Genomic DNA, 20,002 nt, shown 5'->3' on the forward strand with positions numbered 1-20,002 from the left:
GATTACATTATTAATGAGCAACAAAGTACATTTAGGCCACACGGCCAGAAAGCGTTTCGGACAAAACTTCCTTACCGACGGCAATGTGATTGACCGCATTGTGGGTGCAATTGCACCCGATAATCACCATGTGATGGTCGAAATCGGCCCTGGCCTTGGTGCCTTAACTGAACCTGTAGCCGATGCTGTGGATAATCTGACTGTCGTCGAACTCGACCGCGATCTGGTTGAACGCTTACATCAACACCCAGTCCTTAAAGATAAACTGACCATCCACCAAGGTGATGCACTGCAGTTTGATTTTGGCCAACTGAGTGTGCCAGGCAAAAAGATGAAAGTGTTCGGTAACTTACCTTACAACATTTCAACGCCGCTGATGTTCCACCTGTTCGAATTTGCCGAACAGATTGAAACGATGCACTTTATGCTACAAAAAGAAGTAGTCCTGCGTCTATCGGCAAGCCCAGGCTGTAAAGCTTATGGCCGTTTAACGGTCATGGCACAATACTTCTGCCAAGTGGTTCCGGTTCTCGAAGTGCCGCCCCACAGCTTTACCCCTGCGCCTAAAGTAGACTCAGCAGTCGTACGCTTATTGCCATACGCCGTAAAGCCGTTCCCTTGTAAAGATGTGACCGTACTACGCCACCTTTGTACTACCGCATTCAACATGCGTCGTAAGACTCTGCGTAATAACTTAAAGCACATGTTATCTGACGATGAGTTCGAGCAGTTAGGGATTGACTCAAGTCAACGCCCAGAACAGATTAGCGTGCAGCAGTATGTTGCTATGGCTAACATGGTTTGCGATAAGAAAGCATAAATATGTCTGGGCACTTAGGTGCCCTTATACCAGAGCCTAGGAACAAGAATGAGCGCATTGGACACCTCCATTCGGGTCGAAGTCAAAACTGAGTATATAGAGCAGCAGTCCTCGCCCGAGGATGAAAAGTACCTCTTCAGTTACACCATCACTATCATCAATTTAGGTGAGCAAGCGGCTAAACTTGAAACTCGTCACTGGATAATCACTGATGCCAATGGCAACACCAGTGAAGTCCAAGGTGCCGGTGTTGTCGGTGAAACGCCAACCATAGCGCCGAATACTGCCTATCAATACACCAGTGGTACTGTGCTCGATACGCCACTTGGCATAATGCACGGCACTTATGGTATGGTCAGCGAATCGGGTGAGCGTTTCCAGGCGACAATCCGTCCCTTCCGTTTAGCGACCCCAGGCTTACTACATTAATATCGTTAGGAAAGGGGTACTGTGGCGCATTATTTTGTTGGTGATATTCAAGGCTGTTTCGCTGAGTTACAAAAATTACTCGCTAAGGTCGATTTTAATCCTTCCCGCGATGAACTCTGGGCTGTAGGTGATCTTGTTGCACGTGGACCTGACTCCTTAGCTACGCTACGTTTTTTTCGCTCCTTAGGTGATTCCGCTAAAACGGTTTTAGGTAACCACGATCTCCATCTAATGGCATTACACGGTAAGCTCAAGCGCGCTAAACCCAGCGATAATCTCACTGAAATTCTAGAATCCCCCGATATCTCAGCCTCAATTGACTGGCTGAGACAACAACCTCTTATGCGTGAATTACCTGAACACCAACTCATTATGAGTCATGCGGGTGTACCACCTCAGTGGTCGCTGGAGGTATTAAGAGAAGAATCCGCACTCGTCAGTCGCGCCCTCAAGCACGATGATTATCTTGAGACATTAATAAGCCAAATGTATTCAGATACCGCAGAGCAATGGGATCCAAGTGCAATTGGCATAGAACGCTTACGTTATTGCATCAATGCATTAACACGCATGCGCTATCTTTATGTCGATGGCCGACTTGATTTTGATTGCAAACAACCTCCTGAAAACTGTACTAATCCACAACTCAAACCTTGGTTTGAGTTTGCTTCGCCGCTGCGCCAGAGTCATACCTTAGTATTTGGCCATTGGGCTGCGTTGATGGGCAAGGTCGACGATACTAAATTAAAGGCTTTAGATACAGGCTGTTGCTGGGGTGAACACTTAACCTTATGGCATCTTGAAAAAGACCAAAAAATTACGCAAAAAAAGTTAAAAAAGAGTTAAACTAAAACAGCTTAAAGTCGATAACAGACTGAGCCGCCTAACCCTGAATATCACCCTGTTTTCATTTGGAAAAATATAATAAAAATCGGAGTATCCTATGAAATTTAATGTAGCCACCAGAGTGATTGGCGGATTTGGTATTGTCACACTTTTACTCGTGTTGCTAGGATTTACATCTTATTTAACCAACAATAGCCTAAAAGCCAGCTCTGCTATGATGCAAGAATTAAGCTTGCCCGCGCTAAAATCGACAAACCACCTTAGTGAAGCATTGAGTGAGCAACAAAGACAAATCCTGATTGCCTATAACACTCCTAGATCGGCAAATATCCCGAATATTCGTAAAGTGTTTGAAGACCACGGGACTCAGTTCAAAAACGAAATTGCCACCCTCACTCAGTTAGTCAAGAGCCAGCAGAATCTATCTTCTTTAATTGCCCAATTAAGCGGCAGCTTTGCTACCTTTGAGCGAGATAGTATTGCCATGATCGCCGAACGTGAGGCCTCATTGAGCAAGCAAGAACAGCTAGTTGAACTAAAGAAAAAGCTCGAAAATGCCGCCGATGATGCCTCATCAGAACTGCTCGATATTGTTGATTTAGAAAGCAGTCAGAATCCCGATGAGCAGAGTCTTGCTGCATCAGCCAGCGCTATTGATACTAGTCTCGGAAATATCATCACTACTATTGCAGATTTAGTAACGAATGACGAAGACAGTAAGCACGAACTGATCTCAAAGGAACTTGACTACATTATCAGCGAAACCAAGAACAAACTTGAATATGTGAATCGTCACGGTCAAGGTATTGTCGAAGCGGATACCTTAAGCTCGGTCACTAAAGATATCGAAAAAGTATTAGCGCTCGTCACCGGTCCGCAATCTATGTTGCTGCTAAAATCGAGTCAGCTCTCCCACTCCAAAGAAGCTGTGATAAAACTAGGCATTATCGAAAATGATGTGAAAGTCATCAATTCCAACATGAATGATGTCAGCGATAACATCGAACTTGTTGCCGCGAACATGAGCAATGACACTATAGCCAAGATTGACTCTGCCAGCATACAAACCATGATTGTCGTGTTAATAGCAATCGTTGTCGCTGTGATTGTGAGTTTTGCTGTGGTGAATCCGTTAAAACGCTCACTCAGCCAAGTGAACAATGCCCTGAACGTCTTAGCCTCAGGCAACCTTACCCATAAACTAGATGACTCTGGACACGATGAATTTGCCGAACTAGCAAAAAACTGTAATCGTCTCGTCGATAGCTTACGCAGTTTAATCATAGGTATTTTAGATAGGTCAAATCAACTTGCCGCGGCAGCCGAACAAACATCAGCAATCACAGCGCAAACCACCTCAGGCATACAAGAACAAAAAAGCCAAGTTGACCAAGTGGCTACTGCGACAACTGAACTTAGCTCTAGTGCTCAGCAGGTGTCTTTAAGTGCCAATCAAGCCCTTGAGCAAATCAAACAGGCTGATCAAGAAACTCAGCATATGCGTGCCATTGCACAAGAGAACAAACTGACTATTTTGGCTTTAGCCGATGAAGTGGCCAAAGCGGGTGTTGTGATTAATAAAGTGCAGTCGGACAGCGCCTCTATTGGCTCAATTTTGGATGTGATCCGTGGTATTGCAGAACAGACTAACCTACTCGCCCTTAACGCCGCTATTGAAGCCGCCCGTGCGGGTGAACAAGGTCGTGGTTTTGCGGTAGTTGCCGATGAAGTGCGTAGTTTAGCCTCACGCACTCAAGTGTCGACCCGAGAGATCCAACAGATGATCGAAGTGTTGCAGCAAGGTGCAGAGCAAGCCGTTGCCGCCATGGATATGGGGCGTGCTCAAGCCAACGCCTGTGTTGAAAAAACGGAGCAAGCCAACATTGCCCTCGAGACCATTAGCCAATCTGTGCATAAGGCCTATGATTCTGGCACCCATATCGCCCATGCTGCGCAGGAACAGAATTTAGTAAGCCAGCAAGTTTCTGAAAAACTAGAGCATATTGCAGCAATTTCAGAAGAAACCGCTATTGGTGCAGATCAAACGGCTCAGTCTAGCCATCAAGTCGCCAAATTAGCCGAAGAGCTCCAAGCTTCGGTCGGTGAATTTAGAGTCTAATGTTTATCACCACTAAAACCTAGGGTCGCTTAGCGGCCCTTTCTTTTGAGACGAATTCACTTGCCTATCTTACTGACGACTCGAACTGTCCGGCCTTTGCACAAATTAAGGCCATAAAAAATGCCAAACTTAAGTTTGGCATTTTTATCTAGCTTAATGCTAGATACTTGATATTAGACGCTTAATATAACGTAGCAGCAAATAGAGCTAAAGTGCCGCTAAGTTCAAATCCGCATTACTCTTCTTCACCGCCCGCAGCAGCGCCAAGACGCTCTTTCACTGCAGCGGTAATTGGGCTAGCACCATGACCGTTTGCTTCAGCCCAAGCTTGGATAGTCATCCCATCAGCTTCAGCAACACTCAATTCAGTCGCCGACAAACGCTTAGCCACAAACTCACCGGTATCGTTCGCACTCGCACCGTAAGCGGTGCGCAATAGACTTGCACCATCGCAACTGATACCACTGTAAATCTGACGTAACTTAACGCGGCTTTCTTTTAACTTTTTACGTAAGCGGTTTTTGTCGTTAGCTTTTACATAATCACAAAGACTCGCTACGAGTGGATCTTCCCCCGCAACAGCAGAGGTTGGTACAGCAATAGAACTAAATCCAATTAACGCAGCCAAGGCCACAGGCATAAGACGCATCCGATACTCCTTAATACTTTCTTATAGTTTTATTATCAATTCTGTATGGGCTGCATCTATTGTCTAAATGATATTGACCTCTTGGCTTTAGCTCTCGTTCGAAATCTAGGATAACGAAATAGGCTATCTCTTTCCGTGAAAACTAAATGTCCGATATGATGCAATACGTTAGATAAACTGACGCCCCATACACACAGGGTACACAACAGAAGCTGCAATTTAACATTTTTTTACCAAATTGATAAAGCGATATTCCAAACCAGCCGCATTTATACTCGCCAAAGATTCAGTTTCCTTCCAAGTCCCATCGTCCCAGTGGGGGAAAAATGTATCGCCTTCCACCTCAAGATTGATTTGCGTCAAATATAAGATATCGGCGCAGGGCAATAACTCGGCATAAAGCTGGCCACCACCTATAACCACTAACTCTTCACATTCACCAGCAGCTTGTTTGGCTGCATCAAATGAGGTCACACAGGTCACGCCCTCAATCACAAGATCCGTTTGGCGTGAAATCACTATGTTATGTCGACCAGGAAGAGGCCTACCGATTGACTCAAAGGTCTTACGCCCCATCACAACAGGCTTGCCTAGGGTCATCGCTTTAAAGTGACGTAGATCTTCTGGAAGATGCCATGGCATTTTATTATCTTTTCCGATGACTCGATTGTTTGCCATCGCGGCTATCATAGCAATGCGCATGCTCACTCCTGTTTTATAGAAATAGAATTATTGAATGACGGGGCGGGTCCTGAAATACAGCAAACTCGGCATGGCCAAACCCACAGCTAACGCCCCTAGAATAAAGACAGTTTTGAGGCCATTACTAATCACTTGCCCCGTCAGTTCAGGACTGACTTGAGATTGAGCGGTCAATTGCACTAAGGCAATCACAGTATTAAATGCATAAGTGCCTGGGATCATAGGAATAATCGCGGCGACAGCATACATTAAAGGTGGCGCTAAATGGCGCTTACCAAACCCTATGGTAATAATCCCTACTAATGCCGCTGCGGCGAAGGTTGCCCACTCGATTGGCAGACCAAACTGTAACATTAAAGTACGGGAACTATGGCCAATAGCTCCCGCTAAAGCGCAGTAAGGAAGAAATCGTTTAGGAACATTAAATACCATAGCAAATCCTACGGCGGGAATTGCTGAGAAAAAAGCATCGTGCAAAAGAGCTATCAATAATTCCATCATAGGAAAATTCCGCCGATCTGCATCGCAATCGTAATGCCAATCACAGAAGAAACGGTCAGCAAAGTAGCATGACCCCAGCGGGATATACCGACATTCATGTGCCCTTTTACCATGTCGGAAATCGCATTAATCATCGGAAAACCCGGCACTAACATCAGCACACTCGCGGCCATAGCAGCCTTAGGAGTTTCACTTAACTCAAACAAATAACCCGTTTGAGCCAGCATACTGGTGACGAAAGCAGTGATGGCAAAATTGACTAATAAATTAAAATGCCGCTTAGCAATTGCTAAACGAACCGACATACCCACTGCCGCGGCAAAAAAAGTAATCACGCATGCAGTGAGATCGCCATTAAATAAATGACAGAAGCTAGCGCACGACAGGCCAATCATGAATACCACTAAGCTAGGAGGATAGGTTTTAGGTTCAATCCGCGCCAAGCGTTTACGCACTTCATTTGGGCCATACAACCCCTTTTCAGCGAGTAAACAGATACGTTGTAATTCACAGACGACTGTCATGTTAATGCCATGCTCACGAATACGACGAGTAGTTGTGATACAGCGACCATGAACCAAACTGGTTAACACGAGGGAATTAGAGGAAATAGAGAGTTCTACGCTGGCAAGACCTAAAGCCTGACCTAGACGCTGGCTGATTTCTTCAACTAAATCAGATTCCGCGCCGTAGGCCAGTAGCAATTGTGCAGCACGCACAACTTGCCGAGTAATATCATTTTGAGTATCAGCGTACACAGAACTCTCAAAACTCAAAGATTACTATTATCTTTGGTAAATAACTTCTACGTCGTAGTCGTCATCATCAAAGTCGTCGTCATCATCTTCATCAACATAGTCTTCATTCAATGAATCAAGGTTTGCTTGATGATAATTATCCCACTTGAACTCAACTTCACTATCTGGGTCGACTTCATTGTCTTCAGGTGGAAGACTCGCAATGTAATCGAGGAGTTTTAATGCCAACTCACTGGTACCGTCGCGGTTATAGGCGGAGATAGTATAGACATCACCTTCCCAACCCATTTCTTTAACGATACGATCAACCTTCTCTTGCAGCTCTTCTTCAAGCAGCAGATCGGTTTTGTTAAAGACTAACCAACGTGGCTTACTCGCCAACTTTGGAGAGTATTTTTCAAGCTCACCTACGATAGCGCGCGCAGACTCAACCGGATCGGTTCCGTCAATCGGCTCAATATCTATGATGTGCAGCAGAATACGACAACGCTCAAGATGCTTTAAGAAGCGAATACCTAAACCCGCACCATCGGCAGCGCCTTCGATGAGACCAGGAATATCCGCAATCACAAAGCTTTGTCCAGGACGTGGATTAACCACACCTAAGTTAGGCACCAGTGTTGTAAACGGATAATCAGCCACTTTCGGCGTTGCACGGGAAACCGCACGAATGAATGTCGACTTACCCGCGTTAGGCATGCCAAGCAAACCAACGTCAGCCAGCAGTAACAACTCTAATTTAAGGCTACGAACTTCACCGGGTGTGCCTAACGTCTTTTGACGTGGGGCACGGTTAGTACTGCTCTTAAAACGAGTGTTACCTAAACCATGGAAACCACCTTTGGCAACCAATAGCTTTTGACCGTGGGTTGTTAAATCCCCAAGGACTTCTTCAGTATCATGATCGACCGCGCGAGTACCAACAGGAACTTTTAAGATCAGATCTTTACCGCTATGACCAGTACAATCACGGCCACGACCATTTTCGCCACGTTCAGCCATGTGAAAACGTTCAAAACGGAACTCGATCAAAGTGTTGAAGTTTTCGTCAGCTTGCAGGAAAACACTGCCACCGTCGCCACCATCACCACCATCAGGACCACCATCAGGTACATACTTTTCGCGCCTAAAGCTAACACAACCGCTACCGCCGTCGCCTGCTTCGACCCTAATTACTGCCTCATCGACAAACTTCATACTTACTCCTGGCACCACTGAATGAAGCAATTATACCGTCTAACTTCATTGGTCGCCAAAAAACTCGAGATACTTTGCTCCCAATCTTACCTGTCAATGCTCATTCTTGGTAATCATTTACCAACTCAAGCATCTACACGGCGTAAATAGAAGCACAAAAAACAGAAAGCCCCACCAATGGCGGGGCTTTAACAGTATAAGCTAGGTTCGAAAGTTAAGCTTCGATGCTAATAAACTTACGGTTATTAGCGCCTTTAACTTCGAATTTAACTTTACCGTCAGTCAGAGCAAACAGAGTATGGTCACGACCAATACCTACGTTTACACCAGCGTGGAATTTAGTACCACGTTGACGAACAATAATGTTACCAGCTAGAACTGATTCACCGCCAAAGCGCTTAACACCTAGACGTTTACTTTCTGAATCGCGGCCGTTACGAGTAGAACCGCCAGCTTTTTTATGTGCCATGAGTTAGACTCCTATTATGCGTTGATAGCAGTAATTTTAACTTCAGTGAACCACTGACGGTGGCCCATTTTCTTGTCGTGGTGCTTACGACGACGGAACTTAACGATAGTAACTTTATCGCCACGACCGTGACTTACAACTTCAGCAACGACTTTACCGCCAGCCACTAAAGGAGCACCAACATGCACTGTTTCGCCATCAGCGATCAAAAGAACTTGATCGAACTCGATAGTTTCGCCAGTTGCAACTTCTAACTTTTCTAAACGTACTGTGTGGCCTTCAGCTACACGGTGTTGTTTACCACCACTTTGAAAAACAGCGTACATAGCTATTTTACTCCAATTCCTAACACGCGGGCTCATTCTTGGATGAGGCAGGGTGCTACAAAAACTTTATTGACAATGGGCGCGGAGTTTACGCGAAGAATCTAACTCTGGCAAGCCCTAATTAGGAAAGAATAAAAAAAGACCGGATTAACTCTCACATTAGTTGAGCTAGTGCTGTCATATGTCAGAATTTTAGGTAAAATTCATTTCATTATAACACGTGAGCCTAAACAGGGGCCGGGTACGTAATGACCCCACAACCAGAGTCTATTATGGATTTAAACGCTATTCGTCAACTGGCTGACACTGATATGCAAGCAGTCAATCAGCTGATATATAAACAGCTTGAATCAGATGTCGCCCTAATTAATCAATTAGGTTTTTACATTATTAATGGTGGTGGTAAACGTCTTCGTCCTCTGCTGTCGGTTTTAGCCGCACGTGCGGTGAGCTACGAAGGCGAAGCACATCTTAAGCTAGCGGCGATTATTGAGTTTATCCATACAGCCTCATTGCTCCATGATGATGTCGTTGATGAATCGACGTTACGCCGCGGACGAGAAACCGCCAATGCACTGTTTGGCAATAGTGCCAGTGTGCTAGTCGGGGATTTCCTTTATACCCGCTCATTCCAGATGATGACCGAACTTGACAACATGAAAGTGCTCAGAGTGTTAGCTGATACGACTAACGTGTTGGCCGAGGGTGAAGTCTTACAGCTGATGAATTGTAATGACCCAGACACCACTGAAGAAAGCTATATGCGGGTCATTTATTGCAAAACAGCCAAGTTATTTGAAGCCGCTACGCTACTTGCGGGCGTGCTAGCAGGTGCAACGCCTGAGCAAGAAACCGCCTTAGGCAACTATGGTAAATATCTCGGCACCGCCTTTCAGCTCACCGACGACTTACTCGACTATACCGCCGACAGTGACGAGCTAGGTAAGAATATTGGCGATGACCTTGCCGAAGGTAAACCGACTCTGCCACTCATCTATGCCATTGCCCATGGCACAGACGAAGAGAAACAGCTCATACGTCAAGCAATTGAGCAAGGTGATGGTACTCAGGCCATAGATAAAATCGTAGCAGCACTGCACCATTGCGGCGCGTTAAACTACACCCAACAAAAAGCAATTGAAGAATCAGAGAAAGCCATCGCGGCATTATCTGCTTTACCCGATAGCGACTATAAGCAAGCCTTAGTAACGCTAGCTAAGATTTCGGTCGACAGAAACCACTGATTGCTAACTAATGTAATTTCGCCCCAAAAAATAAAGGTCTTACTCAGTAAGACCTTTTTTATTGCTTTAACCGCAATCCTAAAATCAAACCTGCCAAAGGATCGGCGTTTCGCCTCGCTCAAGCAATAATTGATTCACTTGAGAGAAATGCCCACAACCAAAAAAACCGCGATAAGCCGATAAAGGTGAAGGATGTGGTCCTGTGAGCACTTGATGTTGCGGTGCGTTAACGACTTGACCCTTTTTAATGGCATGACTGCCCCAAAGCACGAAAATAATCGGCTGAGTCTGCCGATTTAATAATTCCAGCACCGCAGTCGTAAAGACTTCCCACCCGGCTTTGGCATGGGAATGCGCCTTGCCTTGCTCAACTGTCAGCACAGTATTGAGCATCAGTATCCCCTGCTCCGCCCATGCAGATAAATCACCATGGGATGGCACAACAAAACCTTCAATATCCGTCGCTAATTCTTTGTACATATTGGCTAAAGATGGCGGTGGTTTTATCCCGCGTTTAACCGAAAAACATAAACCATGGGCTTGATCTGGGCCGTGATAGGGATCTTGGCCAATCAAAACCACTCTGACTTGTTCAAGGGGCGTCATACTAAAAGCATTGAAAACATCAACTTCGGGGGGATAAACCACTTTCCCAGCCCTGCGTTCATTATCAACAAATGCGCTTAGTTGCTGAAAATAAGGCAAAGCTCTTTGCTCATCGATAAATGTTTGCCATGTCGCCTGAGTCACTATTTTACTTCCTCAATTCTATAGTCAGGTTAGCTTAAAAGTCCTGTAGTGGTATGGCAAGTTTGCAGACCTTACCTGCCGCTAAGTAATACCACTAAACCTGCTAGGTCTCACGTTAAGACTTTCAATTTAAAACATTCGAAATTAAGTGATATAGTGCGCCCATTCTCGCACACTCTGATACGTAATGATGATCCAACATTCTGATAAATCAATTCAAAGACATCAAACGGGTTTCACCTTAATTGAACTTGTGGTGGTCATCATAGTGCTCGGTATTTTAGCCGTAGTGGCCCTGCCAAAATTTATAAATGTGCAACAAGATGCTCAAATTGCAACCGTTAAAGCGGCAGGCGGAGGCTTTAAATCAGCCATCAATCTGGCACGTTCCGTATGGGCTGTAAAAGTGGGCTCAGGTCCAAAAGAGGATTTACCCGTATTTGGTACGGCACAATCCGAACAAATAGATTTCAACGCCTTCGGTTGGCCAGCCCAACACTATATCCATGGCAATGAGACCTCTCCGGCACTCGATAATGTCGAAGACTGTATATCGGTATGGGAAGTATTATTTCAAAATACCCAGCCGAGTGTCTCGCGCTTGAATATTGATGCGACTGAAACCGACTATAAAGCCAGTTATACTGATCCTGGCCAGTGCACATATTTGTATCGAACAAACGATAAACTGTCGATTAATTATGACTCCCATACAGGAGTCGTCATTACCGACACAGATCCCAATAGTTAATGCCTGACGATTCCTTCTTACACCAATTAAGTTAGAATCGAACTTTAATCTGTTACTTTTTTAGAGTGAACGCCATGACCGACACGAGCAGCACCACCATTTACGAACTTGCCGATCAGTTTATTGCCTTAGCCAATCAGCTAAGCCAACAAGAAGCAGATGTAGGTAAAGTTGGCACAGCACTCCGTTTTGCCGCAGCACGTTTTAATGCCTTCGAAGCCGCGATTAAATCAGCGGATCTCGGTGCAGAAAAAGAGAGCGCATTAGAATGGTTTAGCAGTGAATTCAAAGAAATGCTGAGTGACAACTTAGACGACCACATTGCCAATCCACCCATTATCCAAGAAAGTGTGGCAGAAGAAGCTGATAATTCTGTGCAAATGTTTAAAGGCTAATCACGCCTTGATTTAAATGCATAGCCATAAACAAACACGCCATCGATTGATGGCGTGTTTGTTATTTAAAACCAATGATTTTAGATAGATCGCTAAAGCGTGTACACCACACGGATCGCCAGCAATATTAATACTACGCCGGATAACTTATCAATTACCCCCGCTTTCTCTCTCAATTTAGGCAACACACTCGAGTGGGATAGCAATAAGGCTATCAAGGTGTACCAAAGACCATCGACCACTAACGGTGTAAAAACAATTAATGCTTTAGCCGTCATGCTGTCGGCGACCATCACAAATTGGCTGAATAACGCAAGAAAAAATAGCATTATCTTAGGGTTGAATAAAGAAATAGCGATACCATCACGGGCTGCGGTTAAGGTATCTGTCGCCTCCCCTGCAGCCAATTTAGCTTGCATACCTCCATTAGAACGCAGCGCTTGAACTCCCATCCAAGCAAGGTATAAGGCACCGAGAATCGCAATGCCATTAAAGACTAAGGGCGCCTTTTTAAGAACTACGGCTAAGCCCAGTAACGTCACCAGCGCATAGATCCCAATCCCTATCGAGTGTGCCCAAGCACAGACGATCCCCTTTCCCCGCCCACCACCTAAAGTATGACGTACTACCATAGTCAAACTTGGGCCCGGCGACATAGCCCCCAAACAACAAATAGCCAATAAACCTAACCAAGTACTCCAACTCATTGATGACACCTTTCGCCGAATAAAAAAGCCCACTGCTGGGCCTTAAACTTGCTTGCCATTCTAGCATCGCGCCATCAAGGCGTTAACGCTAATAAATCCATTTTCAATAAATGAACAGTCATTTAAGAGAACCCCAAACGCGATAATCCCATAAATTCACACTGATTTAAGCCGTTAACCGCTAAGATTAGCGCTAACCTAATCTTTATAGCCAAACCTTAATACCTAAGCCTTCATCGCAATCACCACAAAGGCGATTCTCAATCAGGACATTTTATGAACACTATAACGCTGATCAGTATTTTTATTCTTTGCCTATTAATAGGTGCGATCTTATTACTGCTTTGGCAAAGACAAAAAGGTAAAACCATACCGCTGACGGTGATTTTTGTGCTGGGATTTTTCGCCTTAGGACTCAGTGCTATTATTGGATTTGTGCACAAAAGCGAGGATTACCAAGCCTATCAAAAACTACAATGGCACACCTTAGCCCCAGAGAAAATCGCGCCTCTGGTTGCCCAAGGCTATACCGTCTTTGTCGATATTACCTCTGATTGGTGCACCATCTGCCAAACGAATAAAGCGGAAGTCACCCACAGGGAGCAAATTGTAAATGCCTTGATGGCCGACAATATCATCCTGATGCAAGGTAACTGGAGTGAGGCGAATAAAACGATTGAAACCTATATGCGCCATGAAGGAGTGCCCGGCACGCCCTACAATAAAATTTATGGTCCAAGCGCCCCTAATGGGATTCTCTTGCCGTCAAAACTCAGTATGAGTGATGTGTTAAATGGTTTAGTTGCCGCGCAAACGAATCGTAACTAAGCCCTAAACCATATTTAGGACGAGTCAAATACGAATAAAAAAGGCTGCATTGCAGCCTTTTTGCTTACTTCACTTCTATTTATAAAAGCCAAATTTCTTGAAAGGTGGGTTAGAAATCGCTTCTATAAATTGGCTTACTCATTAAAAACGGTAATTCACTCGACCATAGTAGAAACCGCCGTTGTAATCGAATGGCCCACTTTCATAATAAACGCCACCGAGTTCACCCAAGGTCCCTTCTTTCAGCTTTTGCGCTTCTTGATCAAATAGATTATTAGCCCCCACCGCCAGGGTTAAGCCATCAAGTAATTGATAGCTCATTTCAAGATCGACGGTCACTGCAGCATCAGCCATTTCAGAGCCCCAGTCAGAGGTATCATCAGCGTGAGTCGCATAGTACTCACCAAAATAGTTACCACGTAGTGACAGGGTTACCTTGTCCCATGACTGTGCCCAAGTTAAGGTGGCACGGTGCGCTGGGATACCATCTTCTAATCGACGAACTTTACCCGCATCGGTCGTTTTAAGATCAAACTTATCAACGCTGGTATCGGTCCAACCATAGGCAAGACTGAATTTAGCATTACCCGACAGGATTTCTGCATCATAGGAGGCGACGATGTCGATACCTTGAGTCGTAGTATCAAAGTCATTGGTGTAATAGCTCACACCTTGGATTAACTCAGGGAACTCAACCCCAGCGGCACGTAAGGCATCATAATCTTTAGCCTCAACATCAATCTTACTCGACTGTGCAATACGGCCCTCTACGCCAATGTTGTAGTAATCGACCGTTAAGAAGAAGCTTTCGTACTCATATACAGCCCCAATCGCATAACTAATCGACTCTTCTGGCTTTAACACTTCACCACCATAAAATGCCGCAAGCGGATCGGTTGGGGGGGCAATAAAGGTCTGGATCAATTCACCATCGATGATCGATGTCTGCGTGTTGACGACGTTTTCTTGGCCAACCGTTGGAGCACGAAAGCCGGTGCTGTGTGAGGCGCGGAACGACAATTCATCCGTTGCAGAATACTGCAACGTCAATTTGTAATTTAACGTATCACCAAAGGTTGAAAAGTCTTCGTAGCGCAGTGCTAAACCGAGTAACCAGTCATCACTTAAATAAGCTTCTAAATCAGTATAAATACCTATGTTATGACGTGAGTTTTTACCCGCAGATTCTGGGCCAAAGCCTTTAAAACCGTGCGCACCAATGTTGAAACCTTGGCTAGCATAAGGGCCTGCAATCCACGAGGCTTCATCACCTTGAGAAATCTCAAACGACTCATTTCGCCATTCAAAACCAGAAGCAAAACTAATGTCTTCAATGCCTCCTAAGGTTATGAAGCGCGAGAAATCGAGGTTAACGGTAGTTTCAACTTGCTCATAAGCCCCCGTATCGAAATCCGTCGGGGTATCTAATCCCAGTGATGGATTCAACGAATTTTTAAGACCAAAACTGGCTTTGTTACTGCCCGTACCGGCGCTGAAATCGTAATTCCACTCGCCGATATCGCCTTTTACACCAGCGAAGAAGGACATATCTTCAATGGTGCCGGTGAACTGCGGTGTATAACCCCCAGGGAAAATTTGGTTCATGGCAAAGCAATTTGGGTCGGCAACCATCGCCTTGTATGCATCAGTGTCGAGTACGTTGCCGTCACTTCCATCAGCATTTTTAGGGATAGGTACGAGTCCACATGTTGATGGATCACCATTTACTGCGCCCACAAGTAAATTCTGGCCACCATCATTGGAATACACATTGCTACGATTTTGTGGGTAACGATAATAGAAGCCCCCCACGGCATCGCGGGAAGACAGATTACCAAAGGCATAGGCGTGCATGTTGGCATTAATGTCTAAGCCTGAGTTAATGAACACTGAATAGTCATCATTAATTTCAGGATTACCCCACACTTGAGCGGGGTCATTGATCGCGGTATTACCCTGCTCGGCTAAGTTAGCCGCATCAGGACGCTGCACACTACGGTTAGTGGAGTCAGCATTTTTATACTGGAAGCTCAAATTGACGAAGCCATTTTCAGTCACAGGTAAACCGACATCACCTTCGACCGTAGTCGTAGCACCATCACCCTTGTAATATTCTCCTTGGGTCACAGTGATGGAACCACCCTCGGAATTATCTTTTAAAACAAAGTTCATGACTCCTGCAATCGCATCCGATCCATACTGCGCAGCAGCACCGTCGCGCAACACTTCAACTTGCTTTAATGCAGAACCAGGAATAACTGAGATATCAGGACCTTGAGCGCCATCGTTAATACCACCACCTTGGAACGCAATCACAGATGCACGGTGACGACGCTTACCGTTGACTAGCACTAGCGTACTGTCTGATGGCAAACCCCGTAAATTAACGGGACGAACTAAGGTTGCTGCATCACTGATCGGTTGAGCGCGTGAGTTAAACGATGGCACCGAAGTCACTAACATATCAATCATGTCAGTCGAACCATTCTTTTTAAGGTCGTCACTACTAATAATATCAATAGGAACGGGGGAATCGCCGATTGAGCGTGGCGCAGCACGGGACCCTACAACTGCAATTTTTTCAACGTTCTCATTTTTAACAGCCGTCTCATCTTCTTCTGCTATTGCCTGCGGACTGATTAAACTACCAGACAAGGCTAGAGTAATCGCCAAACTCACTGCACTTAATCCAAACTTCTGCTTCTTTGAGGTCATCATATTCATCCCAACTGCTTATTATTTTTAGAATACCTGACCTGCTTTGTGCGATTCTCGTCCCTAAACCTTGCTACCACGGCCAACACAAATTACATTGCACAAACATTTTTATAACATAAATTAAACAATATCCAATGTTAAATCAGACTTTTGAATGAATATTAGTCATTTATCTTTTATATCAATTTCTTAGATGAAAATATTTTTTAGAGTATGGAACCAAGTAAAATGTACTCGAACGGCAAAAAGTGTGAGCAGAAAAATCACCAAAGAAAAAATGCTTAAAGGGCATAATCAAAAACACGATATATCGCGTCACAGTACTTAAGGTATACTCAGAAAATACCGCCAAAACCAGAGTAAGACAGATGACCAATAAGATTTCAGTCAATAATGAAAAATCGATAGATAAGCATTTCTTACCGGAAAACCAGTTACTGCTCAACGCTGTCGGCGAAGGTATTTATGGATTTGATTTAAGCGGTAATGCGGTGTTTATCAATCCGGCAGCCGAACGCATGACGGGTTGGAAGAATGAAGAGCTACTCGGTAAAAACATCCATAACTGTCATCATCACAGCCATGCAGATGGCAGTCATTATCCCCAAGAGGATTGTCCAATTTACAACACCTTAAAGGATGGGATCACCCGAGAAATCACTCACGATGTATTTTGGCGTAAAGATGGCAGTAGCTTCCCCGTTCATTACAGTTCCACCCCTGTTTACCGTGACAATCAACTGATTGGCGTAGTCGCGATATTTCGCGATATTAGTATTCAAAAACAAACAGAGCAGTCATTACGCCAAGCCCTAGCCCAAGTACAAGCGCTCTCGGAGCGACTCGCCTCTGAAAATCATTATCTACAGGCAGAGTTGGCAGACAAAACGGGTGATGTGGATATTTCGGGTGCCAGTACAGTGATCCGCCATATGATCCAGCAATTGCACATGGTGGCCAATACCGACAGTACTGTGCTCATTTGTGGTGAAAATGGCACAGGAAAAGAACTCGTTGCCCGTAACTTACATCAGCTCAGTCGCCGCAAAGATAAACCCATGATCAGTGTCAACTGTGCCGCGTTTTCGGCATCTTTACTAGAAAGTGAACTCTTTGGTCACGAGAAGGGGGCATTTACTGGCGCCACAAGCCGCCGTAAAGGTCGCTTCGAACTTGCTCATCAAGGCACACTGTTCCTCGACGAAGTCGCTGAACTCAGTTTAGAAGCCCAATCAAAACTACTGCGAGTCATCCAAGAACAATCCTTTGAACGTCTCGGTGGCAGCGAAACCATTCAAGTGGATATTCGCTTAGTCGCCGCCAGTCACCACGATTTACTCAAGCGAGTCGAACAGGGATTATTTAGGATGGATCTCTATTACCGTTTGAATGTATTCCCTATTCAAGTACCACCACTGCGCGCAAGAATCGAAGATATTCCCGAACTCGTCAGCCATATTCTGCACAACTTGAATCGTAAGCTAGGTAAAAAAATCCGTGGAGTGAGCCAAAAAGGGCTACAAAAACTCATGGCTTATACTTGGCCGGGCAATGTGCGCGAACTGCAAAATATCCTCGAACGCGAAGCCATTCTATCCCAAGGAGATATTCTGCAGATCCACGCTATGCCGAGCAATAATCCCTTAGCTCAAACCCAAGGGCAAACCTTAGCGGAAGCGGAAGCGCTGCATATAGAACAAACCCTTAAGCGCTTAAACTGGCGCATATCTGGCCCACTCGGCGCAGCGAATGTCCTCGGTGTGCCCGCAAGTACACTGAGATCGCGAATGAAAAAATTGGGGATCCAGCGTCAATCGAGTGAAATCTAATTCAAAACGAGCACACTAAAAACGCGATATATCGCCAATGTGTGATATATCGTGATCCGCATTTAGTTCCAATCACAAAATAATCATAAATATCATGATGTTGAGCCAATTAAAACTTGGCCTAGCGCTTGCTATAGGGAGGCGAATCTTATTTAAGCCGTTAGGACCCTTTATGCCCAAGAGCGAAGTTACCCCAAATTCTCCAAGTGTAAATAAGAGTGTGGGCGCGAAACCTGCCTCAGTAGAGCTACACATTCCGGTTAAAAACCTCTCTACTGAAACCGCAGCAAAGAGTCGTCTCCCCTCTGGCAATATCCATTTCCGTGAGCAAAAAGGTGATTTTCAGCGCCTGCGAACCATGATGAATAGCCTATTGATCGTGATGTTTTTCGCCCTGCCGTTTATCTCTATTGATGGCCGCCAAGCAATACTGTTAGATATCAGCCAACAACAGTTTTTCTTCTTTGGTATCACGCTCTGGCCACAGGACTTTACCTTGCTGGCATGGATTTTTATCGCCGCCGCCTTCGGTCTGTTTTTCATTACCGTATTTTGGGGCCGTGTTTGGTGCGGTTACCTTTGCCCACAAACGGCGTGGACCTTTATCTATGTGTGGATAGAAACGCGCATCGAAGGCAGCAGTAATAAACGTAAGCAGCTCGACAAAGCCCCTTGGACTAGCAGTAAAATCGGTAAAAGAAGTGCAAAGCACTTACTTTGGGGTCTAACAGCTCTGCTCACTGGCTGTGGTTTTATCGGTTATTTTATTCCCGCCCGCGAACTTTATGTGGACATCTTGACGGGTAATGCCAGCTTCTGGGTGACAAGCTGGGTGTGGTTTTTCGCCATTTGTACTTATCTCAATGCGGGCTGGATGCGCGAGCAAATGTGCTTACATTGCTGCCCCTATTCACGTTTCCAAGCTGTGATGTTCGATGCCAACACTAAAACTGTGACCTATGATGCACAGCGCGGTGAAGCCCGTGGCCCTCGCAAACGTAAACAAGAGAACAATCAAGATAACCATACTTTAGGTGACTGTGTTGACTGTAATTTGTGTGTCGAAGTTTGCCCGACAGGGATAGATATTCGTAACGGCTTGCAATATGAGTGCATCAACTGCGGCGCCTGTGTCGATGCCTGTAATGAGACTATGTTGAAGTTCGATTACAAGCAGAATCTTATCGGCTATATGAGTGAAAATGATCTTAAGGGAGTGAATTACTCCTATTGGCGCTCGCCGCGTTTCTTAGGCTACGGTGCAGCGGTCATTATCATGTTTATCGTCATAGGGTTAGACTTAAATAGCCGCAGCGAGATCCAGCTTAACGTGATCCGTGATCGCCAAAGCTTGTACCGTGAAACCTCGGATAATAAAGTTGAAAATACCTATCAGCTGAAGATCCGCAACAAGACACAAGATACTAAGCAGTATCAACTCGCCGTCGACAGTGAAATGCCCTTTAGCTTGATTGCCGATCCTATTATTACCTTGGCAGCGGGTGAACAAGTGGACTATCCCGTCACAGTATTAGCCGATAAGGATGCCATTCCCTCGGGGCGCAAAATGATCCAATTCTCGGTGACGGATGTTAAACAACCAACACAACAAGTGAGCCAAGAAACCGGATTCTTCAGTCCTTAGCACTGGGCTTTTAGCGCTTAATATGAGTTACCGTAACATTGGTCATCATCAAATTAACTACCCAATCGGCGCTTGAGGAATCAACCCAAGCGCCGGTTAAAGGCAGAAATTCATCCCCAAAGACAACCTGATCTTTAACGTCTCATACATCGGAATCAAACCTCAAACACCTACAAAGCTGAAAATTTCCCCGTTAAACGGCGCATAGACAAAGCAAATTGAGCACATTCAATCTTAATCCTTAGAAACATAACGGTTACAAATTTTAAATTATCTTTCCTTCAACTCTTATTTAGGTTTTGTGGTTCATTAGATAACT

General features: G+C 45.0%; 20 protein-coding genes. 10 read left to right on the forward strand and 10 right to left on the reverse strand.

The features are described from left to right. Positions 1–13: 13 nt before the first annotated feature. From rsmA to L5M40_RS08240, 4 genes are all read left to right on the forward strand, one after another. Positions 14–820, forward strand: a complete 807-nt coding sequence (rsmA, locus tag L5M40_RS08225) for a 16S rRNA (adenine(1518)-N(6)/adenine(1519)-N(6))-dimethyltransferase RsmA (protein WP_212600376.1) — start codon at positions 14–16, stop codon at positions 818–820. Positions 821–868: 48 nt separating this feature from the next. Continuing rightward, on the forward strand, positions 869–1,249 hold the full coding sequence (apaG, locus tag L5M40_RS08230; RefSeq protein WP_028761528.1) for a Co2+/Mg2+ efflux protein ApaG: 381 nt from the start codon (positions 869–871) through the stop codon (positions 1,247–1,249). Positions 1,250–1,270: 21 nt separating this feature from the next. Then, a complete protein-coding gene (locus L5M40_RS08235) occupies positions 1,271–2,095 on the forward strand; it encodes a symmetrical bis(5'-nucleosyl)-tetraphosphatase (protein WP_113939897.1) in 825 nt (274 codons plus the stop codon). 97 nt (positions 2,096–2,192) lie between these two features. Next, positions 2,193–4,214 (forward strand): methyl-accepting chemotaxis protein, encoded by a 2,022-nt coding sequence (locus L5M40_RS08240; RefSeq protein ID WP_198572988.1) that lies wholly within the window; start codon positions 2,193–2,195, stop codon positions 4,212–4,214. Positions 4,215–4,449: 235 nt separating this feature from the next. Here L5M40_RS08240 and L5M40_RS08245 read toward each other — a convergent pair whose 3' ends face one another. The 7 genes from L5M40_RS08245 to rplU all read right to left on the reverse strand — a co-directional run bounded on the left by L5M40_RS08245 (position 4,450) and on the right by rplU (position 8,816). Next, a complete protein-coding gene (locus tag L5M40_RS08245) occupies positions 4,450–4,863 on the reverse strand; it encodes a DUF3718 domain-containing protein (protein WP_105249997.1) in 414 nt (137 codons plus the stop codon). A gap of 219 nt (positions 4,864–5,082) precedes the next feature. Then, on the reverse strand, positions 5,083–5,565 hold the full coding sequence (gene folA, locus L5M40_RS08250) for a type 3 dihydrofolate reductase (protein ID WP_028761532.1): 483 nt from the start codon (positions 5,563–5,565) through the stop codon (positions 5,083–5,085). Positions 5,566–5,592: 27 nt separating this feature from the next. Further along, entirely contained in the window at positions 5,593–6,066 is a 474-nt protein-coding gene (locus L5M40_RS08255) for a threonine/serine exporter family protein (protein ID WP_028761533.1), read from the reverse strand. Beyond that, positions 6,063–6,824: a threonine/serine exporter family protein gene (locus tag L5M40_RS08260; protein ID WP_113939893.1), complete on the reverse strand. Its 762-nt coding sequence runs from the start codon at positions 6,822–6,824 to the stop codon at positions 6,063–6,065. Before L5M40_RS08260 ends, L5M40_RS08255 begins: the two co-directional genes overlap by 4 nt. A 27-nt stretch (positions 6,825–6,851) precedes the next feature. After that, positions 6,852–8,021, reverse strand: a complete 1,170-nt coding sequence (gene cgtA, locus L5M40_RS08265) for an Obg family GTPase CgtA (RefSeq protein ID WP_105250000.1) — start codon at positions 8,019–8,021, stop codon at positions 6,852–6,854. 214 nt (positions 8,022–8,235) lie between these two features. Next, a complete protein-coding gene (gene rpmA / locus L5M40_RS08270; protein WP_006080527.1) occupies positions 8,236–8,490 on the reverse strand; it encodes a 50S ribosomal protein L27 in 255 nt (84 codons plus the stop codon). 14 nt (positions 8,491–8,504) lie between these two features. After that, positions 8,505–8,816, reverse strand: a complete 312-nt coding sequence (gene rplU, locus L5M40_RS08275) for a 50S ribosomal protein L21 (protein ID WP_006080526.1) — start codon at positions 8,814–8,816, stop codon at positions 8,505–8,507. Between the two features lie 272 nt (positions 8,817–9,088). Here rplU and ispB point away from each other — a divergent pair, with 272 nt between their 5' ends. Continuing rightward, positions 9,089–10,060, forward strand: coding sequence for an octaprenyl diphosphate synthase (gene ispB, locus L5M40_RS08280; protein WP_049821790.1), 972 nt, complete (start codon positions 9,089–9,091; stop codon positions 10,058–10,060). Between the two features lie 84 nt (positions 10,061–10,144). Here the strand turns inward: ispB and ung are convergent, their stop codons facing one another. Next, positions 10,145–10,810 carry a uracil-DNA glycosylase gene (gene ung, locus L5M40_RS08285; RefSeq protein WP_168825006.1) on the reverse strand — a complete coding sequence of 222 codons (666 nt, stop codon included), beginning with the start codon at positions 10,808–10,810 and terminating at the stop codon, positions 10,145–10,147. Positions 10,811–10,997: 187 nt separating this feature from the next. Between ung and L5M40_RS08290 the strand changes: the two genes are divergently transcribed. Together L5M40_RS08290 and L5M40_RS08295 are read left to right on the forward strand one after the other, a co-directional pair. Next, positions 10,998–11,561 (forward strand): Tfp pilus assembly protein FimT/FimU, encoded by a 564-nt coding sequence (locus tag L5M40_RS08290; protein WP_263175733.1) that lies wholly within the window; start codon positions 10,998–11,000, stop codon positions 11,559–11,561. A gap of 74 nt (positions 11,562–11,635) precedes the next feature. After that, entirely contained in the window at positions 11,636–11,956 is a 321-nt protein-coding gene (locus L5M40_RS08295; RefSeq protein ID WP_105250001.1) for a DUF3144 domain-containing protein, read from the forward strand. Between the two features lie 92 nt (positions 11,957–12,048). On the opposite strand, the gene L5M40_RS08300 is transcribed toward L5M40_RS08295, so the two are convergent. After that, complete coding sequence (locus L5M40_RS08300) at positions 12,049–12,663, reverse strand: LysE family translocator (protein WP_168825002.1); 615 nt, start codon at positions 12,661–12,663, stop codon at positions 12,049–12,051. A 276-nt stretch (positions 12,664–12,939) separates the two neighbouring features. On the opposite strand from L5M40_RS08300, the gene L5M40_RS08305 reads away from it, so the two are divergent. Then, on the forward strand, positions 12,940–13,491 hold the full coding sequence (locus tag L5M40_RS08305; protein WP_113939891.1) for a thioredoxin family protein: 552 nt from the start codon (positions 12,940–12,942) through the stop codon (positions 13,489–13,491). Between the two features lie 141 nt (positions 13,492–13,632). Here L5M40_RS08305 and L5M40_RS08310 read toward each other — a convergent pair whose 3' ends face one another. Next, complete coding sequence (locus tag L5M40_RS08310) at positions 13,633–16,209, reverse strand: TonB-dependent receptor plug domain-containing protein (protein WP_263175767.1); 2,577 nt, start codon at positions 16,207–16,209, stop codon at positions 13,633–13,635. Between the two features lie 368 nt (positions 16,210–16,577). Here L5M40_RS08310 and L5M40_RS08315 point away from each other — a divergent pair, with 368 nt between their 5' ends. Both L5M40_RS08315 and ccoG read left to right on the forward strand, forming a co-directional pair. Further along, positions 16,578–18,038: a sigma-54 interaction domain-containing protein gene (locus L5M40_RS08315; protein ID WP_105250005.1), complete on the forward strand. Its 1,461-nt coding sequence runs from the start codon at positions 16,578–16,580 to the stop codon at positions 18,036–18,038. A 172-nt stretch (positions 18,039–18,210) separates the two neighbouring features. Continuing rightward, the gene (ccoG, locus tag L5M40_RS08320) at positions 18,211–19,683 is read left to right on the forward strand and encodes a cytochrome c oxidase accessory protein CcoG (protein ID WP_263175735.1); all 1,473 of its coding nucleotides are present in this window, start codon (positions 18,211–18,213) and stop codon (positions 19,681–19,683) included. Positions 19,684–20,002 lie beyond the last annotated feature (319 nt).

Origin of the sequence: Shewanella sp. SM68 (assembly GCF_025653925.1) — a bacterium.
In the GTDB taxonomy this organism is placed as follows: Bacteria; Pseudomonadota; Gammaproteobacteria; order Enterobacterales; family Shewanellaceae; genus Shewanella; species Shewanella oncorhynchi.

What these genes read in the sequence shown, in the direction of transcription:
- L5M40_RS08240 (WP_198572988.1), top strand. Translation starts at nt 2,193, where the DNA reads ATGAAATTTAATGTAGCCACCAGAGTGATTGGCGGATTTGGTATTGTC.
- L5M40_RS08295 (WP_105250001.1), top strand. Translation starts at nt 11,636, where the DNA reads ATGACCGACACGAGCAGCACCACCATTTACGAACTTGCCGATCAGTTT.
- folA (WP_028761532.1), bottom strand. Translation starts at nt 5,565, where the DNA reads ATGCGCATTGCTATGATAGCCGCGATGGCAAACAATCGAGTCATCGGA.
- L5M40_RS08315 (WP_105250005.1), top strand. Translation starts at nt 16,578, where the DNA reads ATGACCAATAAGATTTCAGTCAATAATGAAAAATCGATAGATAAGCAT.
- ispB (WP_049821790.1), top strand. Translation starts at nt 9,089, where the DNA reads ATGGATTTAAACGCTATTCGTCAACTGGCTGACACTGATATGCAAGCA.
- L5M40_RS08245 (WP_105249997.1), bottom strand. Translation starts at nt 4,863, where the DNA reads ATGCGTCTTATGCCTGTGGCCTTGGCTGCGTTAATTGGATTTAGTTCT.
- L5M40_RS08310 (WP_263175767.1), bottom strand. Translation starts at nt 16,209, where the DNA reads ATGATGACCTCAAAGAAGCAGAAGTTTGGATTAAGTGCAGTGAGTTTG.
- cgtA (WP_105250000.1), bottom strand. Translation starts at nt 8,021, where the DNA reads ATGAAGTTTGTCGATGAGGCAGTAATTAGGGTCGAAGCAGGCGACGGC.
- rplU (WP_006080526.1), bottom strand. Translation starts at nt 8,816, where the DNA reads ATGTACGCTGTTTTTCAAAGTGGTGGTAAACAACACCGTGTAGCTGAA.
- rpmA (WP_006080527.1), bottom strand. Translation starts at nt 8,490, where the DNA reads ATGGCACATAAAAAAGCTGGCGGTTCTACTCGTAACGGCCGCGATTCA.
- L5M40_RS08290 (WP_263175733.1), top strand. Translation starts at nt 10,998, where the DNA reads ATGATGATCCAACATTCTGATAAATCAATTCAAAGACATCAAACGGGT.
- rsmA (WP_212600376.1), top strand. Translation starts at nt 14, where the DNA reads ATGAGCAACAAAGTACATTTAGGCCACACGGCCAGAAAGCGTTTCGGA.
- L5M40_RS08305 (WP_113939891.1), top strand. Translation starts at nt 12,940, where the DNA reads ATGAACACTATAACGCTGATCAGTATTTTTATTCTTTGCCTATTAATA.
- apaG (WP_028761528.1), top strand. Translation starts at nt 869, where the DNA reads ATGAGCGCATTGGACACCTCCATTCGGGTCGAAGTCAAAACTGAGTAT.
- L5M40_RS08255 (WP_028761533.1), bottom strand. Translation starts at nt 6,066, where the DNA reads ATGATGGAATTATTGATAGCTCTTTTGCACGATGCTTTTTTCTCAGCA.
- ccoG (WP_263175735.1), top strand. Translation starts at nt 18,211, where the DNA reads ATGCCCAAGAGCGAAGTTACCCCAAATTCTCCAAGTGTAAATAAGAGT.
- L5M40_RS08300 (WP_168825002.1), bottom strand. Translation starts at nt 12,663, where the DNA reads ATGAGTTGGAGTACTTGGTTAGGTTTATTGGCTATTTGTTGTTTGGGG.